The organism is Pseudoalteromonas sp. TB51 (assembly GCF_000498055.1).
Lineage (GTDB): Bacteria > Pseudomonadota > Gammaproteobacteria > Enterobacterales > Alteromonadaceae > Pseudoalteromonas > Pseudoalteromonas atlantica.
Genome location: NZ_AUTO01000097.1, coordinates 1 through 14,810 on the forward strand (window position 1 = coordinate 1; position 14,810 = coordinate 14,810).

At 41.7% G+C, this 14,810-nt stretch carries 10 protein-coding genes; 3 read left to right on the top strand and 7 right to left on the bottom strand.

All coding sequences use genetic code 11. The features are described from left to right. Nucleotides 1-290 precede the first annotated feature (290 nt). Complete coding sequence (locus tag L650_RS0104575) at nt 291-707, bottom strand: MerC domain-containing protein (protein ID WP_029772348.1); 417 nt, start codon at nt 705-707, stop codon at nt 291-293. A gap of 141 nt (nt 708-848) precedes the next feature. Between L650_RS0104575 and L650_RS0104580 the strand changes: the two genes are divergently transcribed. The 3 genes from L650_RS0104580 to L650_RS0104590 all read left to right on the top strand — a co-directional run bounded on the left by L650_RS0104580 (nt 849) and on the right by L650_RS0104590 (nt 8,046). Continuing rightward, a complete protein-coding gene (locus L650_RS0104580; protein ID WP_029772349.1) occupies nt 849-3,233 on the top strand; it encodes a TonB-dependent receptor in 2,385 nt (794 codons plus the stop codon). A 32-nt stretch (nt 3,234-3,265) separates the two neighbouring features. Continuing rightward, the gene (locus L650_RS0104585; RefSeq protein WP_029772350.1) at nt 3,266-4,666 is read left to right on the top strand and encodes a hypothetical protein; all 1,401 of its coding nucleotides are present in this window, start codon (nt 3,266-3,268) and stop codon (nt 4,664-4,666) included. A 155-nt stretch (nt 4,667-4,821) separates the two neighbouring features. Then, nucleotides 4,822-8,046, top strand: coding sequence for a S41 family peptidase (locus tag L650_RS0104590; RefSeq protein WP_029772351.1), 3,225 nt, complete (start codon nt 4,822-4,824; stop codon nt 8,044-8,046). 92 nt (nt 8,047-8,138) lie between these two features. On the opposite strand, the gene L650_RS0104595 is transcribed toward L650_RS0104590, so the two are convergent. The 6 genes from L650_RS0104595 to L650_RS0104625 form a co-directional block, all read right to left on the bottom strand. Then, entirely contained in the window at nt 8,139-9,437 is a 1,299-nt protein-coding gene (locus L650_RS0104595; protein WP_029772352.1) for a DEAD/DEAH box helicase, read from the bottom strand. 206 nt (nt 9,438-9,643) lie between these two features. Then, the gene (locus L650_RS0104600) at nt 9,644-10,831 is read right to left on the bottom strand and encodes an alpha/beta hydrolase-fold protein (RefSeq protein ID WP_029772353.1); all 1,188 of its coding nucleotides are present in this window, start codon (nt 10,829-10,831) and stop codon (nt 9,644-9,646) included. Nucleotides 10,832-11,299: 468 nt separating this feature from the next. Next, nucleotides 11,300-12,055 (bottom strand): hypothetical protein, encoded by a 756-nt coding sequence (locus L650_RS0104605; protein WP_029772354.1) that lies wholly within the window; start codon nt 12,053-12,055, stop codon nt 11,300-11,302. 8 nt (nt 12,056-12,063) lie between these two features. Next, nucleotides 12,064-12,522 carry a Panacea domain-containing protein gene (locus L650_RS0104610; protein ID WP_029772355.1) on the bottom strand — a complete coding sequence of 153 codons (459 nt, stop codon included), beginning with the start codon at nt 12,520-12,522 and terminating at the stop codon, nt 12,064-12,066. A 186-nt stretch (nt 12,523-12,708) separates the two neighbouring features. Next, entirely contained in the window at nt 12,709-13,287 is a 579-nt protein-coding gene (locus L650_RS0104615) for a hypothetical protein (RefSeq protein ID WP_029772356.1), read from the bottom strand. Nucleotides 13,288-13,690: 403 nt separating this feature from the next. Next, on the bottom strand, nt 13,691-14,803 hold the full coding sequence (locus tag L650_RS0104625; protein WP_029772358.1) for a TnsD family Tn7-like transposition protein: 1,113 nt from the start codon (nt 14,801-14,803) through the stop codon (nt 13,691-13,693). Between the last annotated feature and the right edge of the window lie 7 nt (nt 14,804-14,810).

The window sequence follows — 14,810 nt, forward strand, 5'->3', positions numbered from 1 at the left end:
ATAAACTCTTTGTTGCCTACATGGATGTAGGTAAGGGGCGTGAGCAGGACGCGGAAGCTTTACTCGGTTTTTACTTAGCCCACTAGGTTGCAAACCTCGCGCCGCGATTTAATCGCCCCTAGATTGAACAAATTTCAATCCGCAAAGATCAGCACGCCCTAACCTAAGCCAAGCGTAATAATCGATATTGAATGACTACTTTAACTCACTTTTAGCTTTAGGCTATTAAAAAACAAAGTTAAATATTGAAAGGCAGTGCTACATGTTAGCTGTTTGTAGCACTGATAACGCTAAGCTGCCTGATCAGATTCAGTGCTTGAACACGGGCACTTTTCGTCATTATGTTTAAGGCATTGTTGGTAATTAAACCAATGAGCCGCAGCAATAAACGCCGACCCAATTAAAGTAAACGCTTTTTCGGCAACCTCATGCCCTAGTAATACAGCACATATCATAAAGGCTAGCCCAATAACGCCACAGGCCATATAACGTAAACGTTTATGCTTTTTACAGCCTAGGCTCAATGCTAATAAACTGGTGGGCAATACCGCCGCAAGAATCCATAAATGAAATTGTTCACCATCTATTTGCAGTACAGCAAAGCTTGGCAATAGCGCTAAAATAACCGGGGTTGCAAAACAATGCACTGTACACATTAACGATAACCCAATCGCCATACGATCCATAACACTTTGACTCGACTTCATTATTTCCTCTACTAAATTAGTGCCTCTACTCAAAAGCGTTACTTTTAAAGAGACATTTTAGTAACAACAGTTAATTACTATTGATACATTATAACATTTCTCGCATAATTGATATAATATAACATCTAACAAGGTAGTCAAATGAAACGTAGATCACAATTAGCTGTGCTCATAGCAGCTCTATTACCTGCAAGTGTGCTTGCATCCACAATAGAGGGCGTTGTTTTAAACAACAAAGGTAAAGTAGTTACCAATGCAACAGTAGAAGTTGAAGGCTCAGACCTTAAAGTAACCACCAATGAAAACGGTAAATTTGTAATAGCAGAGCTAAACAATGGCTTAAAAGAGCTTCATGTTGTGGCGCCAGGTTATGCTCACCTTCATCGCGATATAACAATAACGAATGATGAAAACCAATCGGTTACGTTTAATTTAAAGCGCTCGCCTATTGAAGTTATTGATATTGAAGCGACCCCTATTCATATGTCGGCAATGGAATCTGCGTCGCCTGTTAGTGTTTTATCTGGCGAACAACTAAGACGACAACAAGCTGCAACCCTTGGCGACAGCCTTGAAAAACTTCCAGGCGTTAATACTAACTTTCACGGGAAGGTAGCCAGTACACCAATTATTCGTGGTTTAAGCGGCCCGCGTGTACTTATTACTCAAAATGGCCTTGATGTAAGTGATGTGTCGCGCGTTGGCCCCGATCATTCTGTTGCATCAGAAGCGTCTACCGCACAACAAATTGAAGTATTGCGCGGCCCTGCAACACTGTTTTATGGCAGTGGCGCCATTGGTGGCGTAGTAAATGTGGTAGATAACCGCGTACCAACCGACAGCACAACACGCGGCGAGTGGAACCTAGAACATAACTCAGTAGATAACCAAAAAGTAGCCTCGTTTAATGCCACCACAGGCACAGACTCGGTGGCTTTTTACGCCGATGCATTTTGGCGTGAAGNTGAGATAGATAGCGACGGTGAAGAGCATCGCGGCGATTACACTGTTGAAAACAGTAATGAAGAGTCTGACGGTTTTACTGTTGGCGCTAGCTATTTAATGGATAACGGATTTATTGGCTTAGCAGTAGAGCAATTTAATCGTCAATACGGTATTCCGGGCCATACGCACGGCGAGGAAGAAGAGGAAGAGCACAGCGACGAAGAAGAAAGCGTATTTGCTGATTTAGAGCAAACTAAAGTGCAATTATTAGGTGAGTACAACCTAGATAATAAATGGCTAAACAAAGTAAACCTTCGCGTTGGCCACACCGACTACGAACACGCTGAAATTGAAGGTGGCGCTGTAGGCACCACATTTAAAAACGAAACAAACGAATTTCGTATAGACCTACTACATAACCAATTTAACGAGTGGAATGGCGGCATTAGCTTTCATTACAAACAAAGCGATGTTGAAGCACAAGGTGAAGAGGCCTTTACTCCTCCATCAGAAACCGAAAGCTTTGCTGTAGCGCTAATGGAAGAAAGGCACTTTGGTGATTTTTTAGTGCAGCTAGGTGGGCGTATTGAGCGTGTAACAATTGAAGCAGGCGACGTATTACTGCCAAATATTGACGCTCATGCACACGATGAGGCGCAAGAAGCCGACGAGCATGATCACGACCACGAAGAAAGCGCAGAAACCACTCGTGTATTTGACGTAGAGCACGAATTTACGCCAATCAGTTTATCTGCAGGCGTAGTGTGGGATTTTACACCTAACTATAATTTAGGACTTTCTGTATCGCGCTCTGAACGTGCGCCTTCTGCTTCTGAATTGTTATCGTTTGGGCCACACATTGGTACTGGTACCTACGAAGTAGGCGCACTATTTGATTTAGATGAAGACGGCCATTTAGGTTTATCTAGTCAAACAATTGACCTAGAAACAGCCAATAATATCGATTTAACACTACGTAAAACCCAAGGTGATGTTGGCTTTATTTTAAATGCCTTTTACAACCAAGTAGATAATTACTATTACCAAATAGACACTGGTTTATTCGCCGAAAGTGGCCACGACCATGGCGATGAAGAAGAAGAGGCTGACGAACACGACCATTCATCAGAACTGCCGGTTTATTTATTTAAAACAGACGACGTAATTTTACACGGGTTTGAAGCGCACATTGCGTGGCAATTAACCGATGAATTTAAAGTAGATTTATTCTCAGATTACGTTCGTGCACGCCTAAAAGACGGCGGCGATTTACCCCGTACTCCACCGCTTCGTTTTGGCAGCGAACTAAGCTACCAAACAGATAAACTCAGTGCGCATATTCACGTTACTCGCTATCAAAAGCAAGACCGCACAGCCCCACAAGAAACAGCAACTGACGGCTACACATTGGTTGATGCAAGCATCTCTTACGACCTTTCAGTATTAAACCAAGATATGTCTGTGTACCTGCGAGGCACCAACTTAACAGATACAGAAGCACGCGTGCACAGCTCGTTTGTAAAAGATATAGCACCACGTCCAGGACGTAGCTTTGCGCTAGGCATTCGCGGTTATTTTTAAGCATTAAAAAATTATAATTAAAGGAAATAAACATGAAAAAACTATACAAATTAAAGCTTATTGCACTGGCTATTAGCACTACATTTATTACAGCCTGTGGCGATGCCCAGACCAATATTGTAGAAAAAGACCCTATTGTTGTAGAAGACGAGCACGATCATGACGATGATGATCACGACCATGATGATGGCTACACAATTGATTCATTGGGCAGATTAGCTGTGCTTGCAGGCGATAGCAACGAAGCCAGCTTTTATGACCTAGATGACAACGCTTTACTTGAAACATTTACCCTGACGAATGATTCAAACACGCTATCGTCATCACCTGATTTTCGTTATGCCGTTATTGCAAGCCGCGCACAAGATTACTTAGGCTTTATTGATGGTGGTTTATGGCGTGAAGACCATGGCGAGCATTTACACGACTACGAGCAAAGCCCAGCGGCTAGCAGTTATGAGCTAACAAGTGGCAGCCGCCCTACTCACCTTGTAAAACATGACGGCCAATTAGCTGTTTTTTATGATGGTGATGCAGAATCAGGCACGGTTGCCTCTGTTGAAGTATTAACAGATAACGACATAACCAGCGCAACAGCAACGCTACCGGGTATTAGCTACGATATTAATATGCACGGTGTAGCAGAGCCTCGCGGTGAGCATTTATTATCAACACTTCGCCGTGATGACAGCGAAAGCACATCGGTTGCTAAAGTACTGCCAGACCAAGTAGGTGTTTATCATTTTCATGATGGTGAATATGAGCTAGAACAAACCTTAGACCTTACGTGCCCTGATTTACACGGCGCGGCACAAAACCACGACTACGTGGCATTTGGTTGTAGCGATGGTGTGTTATTAGCCCACCAGCACGATGATGAATACGAAGCTGAAAAAATAGCGAACATTGCAGCCGTTGGCGATTTACGCATTGGTAGTATTTATGGCCACCAAGATAGCGAGACCTTTATTGGCGTAGCATCTGGCCATGGTGGCGGCGAAGCCGTAATTGTAACTATTAACCCAGCAACAGCACAAATGGAAGAACTAGAATGGCAACTAGCCGATGGCGCAAATGCTGTGTCGTACTCTTTTTCTGCCCATGGCGAGCACTTTTTAATATTAGACAGCTTAGGTTTTTTAAATGTATTTAGCGCACACGACCATGATGGCGAAATGCATTGGGAGCTTGAAGGCCAAGTTGATATTACCGAGCAAGATGTATCAACCATGCCAGAGGGCATGAGCTTTAGCATGACAGTGGCGCAAAATGGTCAGTTTGCTTATGTAGCGGACCCTATTGCTCAGCACGTTGTGCAAGTACACCTTGAAGACTTAGAAATTGAAAGTGAGGTTGAGCTTACTTTTGCTCCTAGTGCAATTACTTGGCTTGGTATTGCGCAAGAGGAAGAAGACAACGATCACGACCACTAATTTCACTCTTTAAAAAGAGTACTCCCTTGAAGGTTGGCGTTTTAATGCCAACCTTTTTTTATTCACATTTTGTAACAGACCTTTTATCGCAAGTGCATCGCTATTTATAACCTTATTGTTATGATGTAACAGCTATTAATATAGGATGTAATCCCATGAAAAAATTAACAACATTGGCTCTTGCCTTGGCTGCGGTTATTGCACCGAGCGTATCGGCCTATGAAACTAAAGACACTCGCTTACTACGCTTTCCTGATATTCATAACCAAAACGTGACCTTTGTTTACAGCGGCGATATTTATATTGCTAATACACAAACCGGCGAAAGCAAACGTTTAACCGACCACATTGGTTTTGAAACCTTTCCTAAATTTTCTCCTGATGGTAAGCGCATTGCGTTTTCGGCTGAGTATAACGGCAGNAGCCGCCAAGTTTATGTAATTAACAGCGATGGTTCAGGCCTTAAGCAGCTTACATACTACAACGATGTTGGCCCAATGCCGCCGCGTGGTGGTTTTGATTACCGCGTTTTAGATTGGACCGCCGATGGTAAAAATGTGGTGTTTAGAGCAAACCGCACACCATGGGGTAAACGTATGGGTCGCCCTTATATGGTCCCTGCAGACGGTGGCCTTGAGCAACCTTTAGCTATTCCAGAAACAGGCGGCGGTATGCTCTCCCCAGATGGTAGCAAGTATGTTTATACGCCTATTGACCGTGAGTTTCGTACCTGGAAACGCACCCGTGGCGGGCGCGCGCAAGATGTATGGATTTACGATTTAGAAAATAACACCTCAGAGCAACTTACTACTAACCGTGCAACCGACCAACAACCTACCTGGGTTGGCGACAATATTTATTTTGTATCTGATCGTGATTACACACTAAACCTTTACCAATATCGCAAAGGCAGTGAGCCTAAAAAGCTCACCAACTTTAAAAACTTTGACGTACTTTGGCCCTCAGCAGGCCCTAATGCAGTTGTTTACGAAAACGGCGGTTACTTATATCGCTTTGACGCAAAAACACAAAAAAGCACTAAGCTGAGCATTAACATTGCAGGTGTGCGCCAATACGCTATGCCGTACAGCAAAAATGTAAGCGACTTTATTGATTCTATGTCGATTTCTCACGATGGCAAACGTGCTGTATTTACAGCCCGTGGCGAGCTATTTAGTGTACCTGTTAAACAAGGCCCTACGCGTAACTTATCGTACACAGATAAGAGCCGTGAAATAGACGCAAGTTGGTCGCCAAATGGGCGTTACATTGCTTACATGAGCGATGAAAGCGGCGAGTACGAAATTTACTTAAAAGATCGCAGTAAAAATAATGCCATTAAACAACTCACTAGTAATGGCACTATTTGGCGCTTTACGCCTATTTGGTCAGCTGATAGCTCAAAATTATTATTTGCAGATAAAAACCACACACTGTGGTGGTTAGATGCAAAATCGGGCAAGCAACACAAAATTGATACCGGCATTTACGACGAAGACGGCATTACTCAATATATGTGGTCGCCTAACAGCCAAGACATTGTGTATGTTAAAAATAACGAAAACCGTTATGCCTCACTGTGGCACTACAACCTTAAAAAAGAAAAGGTAACGCGCCTAACAGACGAAATGAGTAACGAGCAAAACCCAACTTTTTCGCCAGATGGCCAATACCTTTACTTTAGCTCTGAGCGCGACTTTAACCTTGCGTTTAGCAGCTACGAGTTTGACTACATGTTTAACCGCGCCACCCGTATTTATGCGGCTGCAGTAAACGACAGTGTTAAACCGCTTATTGCCTTACAAAGTGACGAAACCACGATTGTAAAAGATAAAGAAGACGAAAAAGAAGACGACAAAAAAGTTAAAAACGCACTGCAAAGCAGCGACTTTATGCAGCGTGTTACCGCGCTTAATGCCCCTGCGGGCGATTACCGTGGCTTAACCGCAGTAAAAGACGGCGTACTGACACTTGCCAATGGCGGATTACAACTTATAGGCACCGAACACGATAGCGAGCTAGAAACCGTGGCTAAAGGCGTTAGTAATTACACTATATCGAGCAATAGCGAGCACCTGCTTGTACATACAAGCGGCGGTTACAGCTTGATTGAGCCTAAACCCAAGCAAGACTTAGACGCCAACAAGCTCGATTTAAGCAAAATGACGCTTAAAATCAACCCGCAAGCTGAGTGGCAACAAATGTACGTAGAAGGCTGGCGCACATTGCGTGACTGGTTCTACGACGAAAACCACCACGGTCAAGATTGGGATGCTATTTTAGCTAAATACCAACCTATGGCTGATGCTATTAGCCACCGTAGCGACCTTGATTACGTACTTAGCGAAATTGCTGGCGAAATTAACTCAGGCCATATTTACGTGCAATCGGGCGATATGCCAAAAGCCGAGCGTAAAAACCACGGTTTATTAGGCGCTAAGCTTGCAAGCGATCCATCGGGTTATGTAAAAATAGAGCAAATCTTTAAAGGTGAAAACTGGCATGACGATTTCCGCTCTCCGCTAGGCACTACAGGCGTAAAAGCACATAACGGCGATTACATAATTGCGGTAAATGGCCGCTCGGTTAAAGACGTGGCTAACTTTTACGAACTCCTTGAAAACACCCAAGGCGAGCAAGTGGAGCTGGTGCTAAACAGTAAACCGCGTAGCAAAGGCGCGTGGCAAGTAACAGTAAAACCTGTAGCCAGTGAGCAAGGCCTACGTTATTTAGATTGGGTTAACTCGCGTGCAGCCTACGTAAATAAGCTATCAAATGGGCGTATTGGCTACGTACACCTGCCAAATACAGCGTATGAAGGTAACCGCGCCATGTTTAAAAATTACATGCCGCAAACCACCAAAGACGCCATGATTATTGATGACCGTTACAATGGCGGTGGCTATATTCCTGAGCATATGATCACCTGGCTTGCACGTAAACCACTTAACTATTGGAAACGCCGAGGCACCGAGCCGACTAAAACGCCACAGTTTGCACACGACGGTCCTAAAGCAATGCTAATAAACGGCTATTCAAGCTCAGGCGGCGACGCAATTCCTTACTACTTTCGCCAAGCGGGTTTAGGTAAGCTAATTGGTACACGTACGTGGGGTGGCTTAATTGGTATTTCTGGCAACCCTGCTCTTGTAGATGGCGGGCAAGTAATTGCTGCTACATTCCGTATTTTAGATACCCAAGGTAACTGGATTATAGAAAACGAAGGCGTTGCTCCTGATATTAAAGTGGTTGATCGCCCAGAGCTTATTTATAAAGGCCAAGATCCATCGATAGAGCGTGCTGTACAAGAGTTATTAAAGGAGCTTAAAGAAAATCCTAAGCAACCCTTAGTGGTGCCACCAGCTCCGTCTAAGTTTTAATATGCTGTATAGCAATATTAGCTAATAAAAAAACCCTGCAAATTTGCAGGGTTTTTAATAATTAGAGTTTAATGACTTATATGTACTAAAGCTTATCTTTTTCTCCAACCACTCCACACATCTTCAACGTCGGCTTTATTTTTTTTCTTTTTCTTACCTGTGCCGGCGGGCTTTGCCATTGGCTTTTCATTTTTAAGTGATTGTGCTGCATCAAGATTTGCTTGGTTTACCGCAAAACCGGTTACTTCTTCACGCTCTAAACGCAGTTTGTTTTTCTTTTCGATTATTTTAAAGTGATGAAAGTCTTCGTAATCAATTAACGATAACGCTAGGCCAACTTCACCGGCACGGCCGCTTCGGCCAATACGGTGCATATAATCAGCGGGGCTGCGCGGTAAGTTAAAGTTAATAACAACAGGCAGTTTGGCAATATCTAAACCACGGGCTGCTATATCGGTGGCAATAAGTACTTCTATTTCGCCCGCTTTAAATTTTTCTATTACGCGAGTACGCTCACTTTGGCCTTTATCACCATGAAATACCTGTGCGTTAATACCACGCTTTTCAAGCTTACCTGCTAAGTGCTCAGAGTCTTTTTTAGCGTTTACAAAAATAAGCGCTTGGCGCCATTTATGCGCTTTAATTAAATGCGCTAAAACCGTAGTTTTTTCGCCTTTATTAACTGTAAATACGCGCTGTACAAGCGTGCTTTCGTCTTTACTTTGAACTTGTATTTCAACTGGGTTGGTTAACAGCTCTTGCGTTAATTGTGTGACTTGCTCTGGGAAGGTTGCTGAAAACAACATAGTTTGTTTTTTAGCAGGCATAAGCGCTAACAGCTCGGCAAGCTCTTCGGTAAAGCCAAGGCTTAGCATGCGGTCGGCTTCATCAAGCACTAAGGTAGTTACTTTATCGAGCTTAATAGCATTGCTTGAGATTAAATCGAGCAAACGCCCTGGTGTTGCCACGATAATATCGGCGCCGCCGCGTAGAGCCTGCATTTGTGTATTAACCGACACACCACCAAACACAGCTACGGTTTTAATCGCGCCATTAAAGTTGGCAGAGTACGATTTAACACTATCGGCCATCTGCGTTGCAAGCTCGCGCGTAGGTACCAAAATAAGCCCAGTGACAAAATTACCTTTGCTCGCTGCTTTTTTAACGCCTTGCTCTAAAAATAACTTTTGTAGCATTGGTAAAGCAAACGTCGCTGTTTTACCTGAGCCAGTATTTGCCCCTGCAATTAAATCGCTACCAGCCAGTACACTTGGAATCGCCTTAGCTTGAATTGGCGTAGGTTGGTTATATTCCAAATCGGTTAAACGAGCTTGTAGCTCTGGAATAAGGCCAAGATCGTTAAAGGTGCTAGGGCTTGTTGCTGAGGTCATGAATATTACGGGCTCATTGCTAAAAAAGTAGCCTGTAATTTTAGCGTATTTAGCGCTTATTAAGTAGGGATTAGTGATTTTAATGTGGTTTAAGTAATGGCTGCGAGCGTCGAGCTACAAGCTTCGAGGAATTTTGACTGTCACCGTGAGCACTCCAAACTTAAAGAGGCTTTCATAAAAAGCCAACAACTAAGTTAGCAATATTATTAGTTCTTGCTAAGTTCTGCTTGTAACCTAGCTTTTGTTTCTCTTAAATAATTTATATAAGGATATGAGTCATTTGTAATGGCTAAAGCAGACTCCATCTGTTCAAGCGCTTGGCGAGTATCGCCTTGCATTTCATAGCCATAAGATAAGGCTGAAAACGCATCGACTGATTTTGGGTGGTTTTTTATATTGTACTTAAACACTTCAATAGCACGGGTAAATTGCTTGCTGCCCGTTAAGTTATAACCGAGTGATCTAACAGCGCGATCCGGTGGCGCAATCTGCTCGCCCCATTGCTGAGATAACTTTTTATAATAAACATCAATAGACTCTATATCATCGCTTAAAGCACTCATAGGCATTTGCTTAGGTAAAAATAAGTTGTGATAGGCATTAAATGAACCAGCAACCGAAGTCAGGTTATGCGAGACACCATCAAACGCGTCACTAAAGAAGCGTAAATTTGGCAAGCTATTAGATTCTAAAGCTTGCTGAAGTTCATTATATCGCTCACGCATTAAGCCAGCTTCTTCGCCTATATTAATGTAAACATAGTTATTTAGGTCTTTTGATTTATTGATAAACGCCTTAGTTGCTTTTACCGGTGCGCCATAGTTCCACCAAACCGCAGGGCTGTAAGCAATGTGTGCTTGGAAAAGATCTTGGTTAGCTTGCATTGTATAAAGTGCAAACACGCCTGCCGCAGAAGCCCCAGCAATTACATTAAAGTTGTGCGAACGGTAACTTTTATTAATTAAGGGCATAAGCTCTTGCTCAATAAATGCTAAAAACTTTACTGCACCACCGCCTTCACCTACTGGACCTTGTGGCTCTTTATTAACTGTGGGGTATAAATCTCTTAAGCGATTGGTATTTTCAATAGCGACAATAATAACTTCAGGCGCACGATTATCATTTTGTAATCGCTCCATCACAGCACTTATAAGCGGTATGTTATCCGCACCATCAAGACGATAAATGACCGGATAAACTTTGTTTGGATTAGCTTGATAACTCTTTGGAAGCTGGACTACAACGGTACGTTGCTCATTTAAAACTGCTGAATTAATAGTATGTGTTTGTTGCGTATAGCTAATGGTTTGCTGTTTTAAATCAGGCTCTGCAAGTGTGCTACTAGAATAAAATATAAATAAACTACATATAAAAACAGCGGTTAATAAACGCATTACTAATCCTTTAGAAAATAGTGTGTTATTTAATCTAACAGGATTTGAGGTACAAAAAAAGGCGCATTAAGCGCCTTTTTATCTTTAACAGGTGTCATCTGTTAACTAAGTTGGAAAGTGAGCGTTGATCACTTTTCTTTAAAAATCAGTATCCGTTTTTATGCGTGTTCAAATAAGGTTAGAAAGTAGGATTTTTCCTCTAGGCACCTAAGTTAGCTCTACTTAGAAACAAGGATGGAAAGTGAATTAATATTGAAAGGCATCAACTGAAATAACCTATATCTTACAGTAATGCATATGTCGTTGGTGAACGATACTGAACTTGCAAGCAAAGAACACGATGTGAGATTTTATCCGCCCCTGTTTACATAACCCCTAATTACTGTAGATCTGGGTTTTCATAATAAAACAGTAGCTATTTATAATACCTAATTAGACAAGCAACTAAATGAATGTCTTTAATTTTTACTACTGCTCGTTTAGGTAAACTATTCCTGATTCAAAGATGTCAGTGAAGCTATCAACTTTACTATTGTCGATGTGCTGCTGAGCAGCCAGAGCCATATCGCTTTCAAGAAAATGTAAAATGACATTTTGTGAATAAAATTGAGTTTGTTCCCAAGAATTGAGTTGAGCTTTATATCCACAATTTTCGCTGTCACACTCAGCGCCATTTAATGAATCAAATTTTGCATTTAAACTTGTATACTCACATGCCAAGGGACTACAAGGATCTACAGAATATCCGTGTGACTTAGACGGTTGCATGTTATGTAATGGGTCAAGAAGTAGTATATTAAAATTCCAATTTTCATCAAAGAAACCAATTATACGACCATTACTTTTTGAGATTTGAAACTGAAAAAATGGATATTCTACGTCGTTATTAAGGTATTCTTTTGGTAGCCAGTTTATATCCGCCCGTTGAACTGGAATGTTTTTTTGTCTCCAGTTAATTTGATGGAATCTATACCCAGATGTTCCTTGCGTAGCATTATCAGCTAAAAATTCTGATAGTTTTTTGTCTGATAAGTCCTGAAAGCGAGCAAATAAAGAAGAAAACCAAGTTGCGCTAATATTAGCTCCATCCAAGCCAAAAAATTCAATTTGTCTAAAGAAACGGAAACTAAAAGTCCAAAACTTTTCGTCACTCACTCTGGAAACTTTGGGTTGGGGACGCGGTTCAGGAGAAGAAGCGTCTAAAACAGGCTTTATCCTTGCCATTGAACTTCCTAAAGACGGCTAGCGTAAAACTGCTGCATGTCCTTTTCATTGATTTCAGTTTCACATCTCTCACAAGGAGTAAGTGAGCCCCGCGCATTTAGCCAAGGATCTTCTTTATGGGTCATTTCTTCCAGCTGGCTTCCTGTAAACTTTGCATAAACATCTAAAACGTCGTCTATAGAAAGTTTATCTTCCTCACTCAACTTATCCTGCCCGCCAAGTAAATCTGACATACCAACACTTGAATACATAAATTTAGTATTTACGAAGCGGTTATAGATTTCTCTGTTTACAGGGCCATGAATCCAAGCCTGAAACTTACTATTGAATAGAGCCGTTTTGTTGATCGCTAGGTGCCAAGATTGCACGTAGTAAAGAAGCTTTTGAATTTTTAATACAGAAGGAGTGTCACCAGCTTCAGTCAGTTTTACAATTATATAATCGCAAACATCGTTGATATTAACCATATTTCCCTCCAAAAGTGTTTTTTAGCCGATATAACCAACAAAAACGCGCGGATTATACCACTTTTATTATTTTTATAAAGTCCTTCTTAAAGTAGCATACATTAAAATTTCTTTTTGTCACTACATGCGAATTATCAATTTATTGTGCTGTAAATCCAAATATCTAAGATAACATCTAGCCCAACTTCATTTATCAATTTTTTTGAGTTCGTAACCAGAACTCGAATGGCATGCCTGCCATAATCTCAGGCTTCTTAGCGAAAGCCATGTCAATACGCTCCTTCTCACTAATAACGTCATAAAATACTTTTCAGTGATACCTAGATTATTAATTACGTCTTGCATACTTAATCCGTTTGCAGTTGCTTGGAGTAAATCCCCACCAAAATACCGCGCTAGGTGTAAAGCATCCTTGTTTTCAGGAACATCGACAAACCCGCGGCTCGTTTTCACATCAATATTTACTAAGCCCTCCATTAATACACCAATATCTAAGCGTTTTTGTTTATTGCCATAATCCACTCCATTACTCATCGTAAGCCAAGTCGCTTGGGGAAAGATTTTCTCTATTAATACTCGCGTATTACCGATTAATTCTTTTTCACTAGCAGCCTGACGGCTCAATGCAATGCTTACTCGACCTTTACAACCATGGCCAACCAATGCGTCATCAAATCCGCCTTTATATAGCTTGTCGTCAATTTCATCCATTGATAGCGTGTGGTCTCCGACACTAAACTGTAATTCAACTTCGTATACATCCACGTTAACACCTCATTACAAAACACATTCAATAAACTCTCTTGCTTGAGCAGTAATCCGCTCGTCACTCAAACCTGACTCGCGAAAAAGTCTCCAAACTGGGGGCATTTGTGAGCTATATTTCGATAGAGTTCGAGTTAGCCGACGAATTTGGTAATCCGCCGTGTCTTCGGCATATCGCTCTAGAAATGCGGCAGTTAATGGTAATTTGGCTAGCTGTTTCTGGACTGTGGCCGAGTGTTCTAGTTGGTGAATGAACCACAAGGCTGAACGTCTAGGACAATCTAAGTCAGCCTCTGAATCATACAGAATCCGATACATTGCACGAACGATACGCCAATCCCTTGCCTGCCAGTTGACTCGGTTATTTTTATACTGAATTGGCCGTTGATAATGGCTATTTGTCTTAAGNTAGCCACTTGTTATGGTAACGGTATAACCAAGTGTAGATAGCGCCGCCACCGTTTATTCTGGCCAATTTGGTACCATAACGTTTGACCAGGTTTAACCATTTAGATTTGTTAATATGAACAACTGAATCATCCAAAGGACTCATGTAGATATGCGTACTATTTGGTATCTCCTCAGTCGAAGGCACTTGCTTCAAAATTGAGTCCATCGACCAAGCCCCTTCATAAATGGTATCAAGCAGTACAATGTGCTCAAGGAATGAAAATGACTTTCTGTGTTTACGGATAATTGAATGCAGCCAGCTCGATTGTTTGTTTAACAGCCAGAGACTCTCCTTTTTAAGCCAATTTATAGGCCATCGTGATACCACCTGTTCCATAACTTTATCAAAGCAAACATATTGTCCTTTGCCATAGCCTTTTTCATGTAAAACACTTTGATAAAAATTAGACCATTGATTAAATGATGGACTCGTCGCCGGTGCTAAGTTAAGAAGTACTGAAACATGCTTCTCTATACGAGCTTGTACTTCAACGTGAGCAGAAGTTGCCTCGCTAATACTCAATTCTTCTTGAGTTCTTAACGTTTGAAACGCATGCCTGTGTATCTTTTGAACTCGCTTATTTACGTTCGATAACGAGCTTTGATGTTTAATGCAGATATGAATGCTCGGTATTTGATGAATACGAAGCCAGTAAGCTTCCCCATGCTCTTTAATTTGCTCCTTCGCACAATAAGGGCAATAGCGTAGGAACTCGGGTTTATTTAATCTAGATGCAGCGCATCCAACCGTGAAATGAACATTGCCATCACATTTTCGTTTCATCCACATTAGGCATTTTTGCCGCCTTTCTTCTTCGATAAATGGTGCATAAAGTGGTAGCAAGGTATGTCGATATGCCAAATCAATTGAGGTTACAGGCTGATATTCTAATTGATTCGAGAACAGCCCTAGCTGAGATGGTAGGTCAGGTGTGGCAATAATATTACGATTACTCAGCAAATATTCATTTGCGAATTTTGGGCTGTGAATACCTAAACGTCTTTGTGCACGAGCTATAACGCTACAGACTAATTCGTCAGGCAGAGGATAAGGAATGTTTAACATATTAACC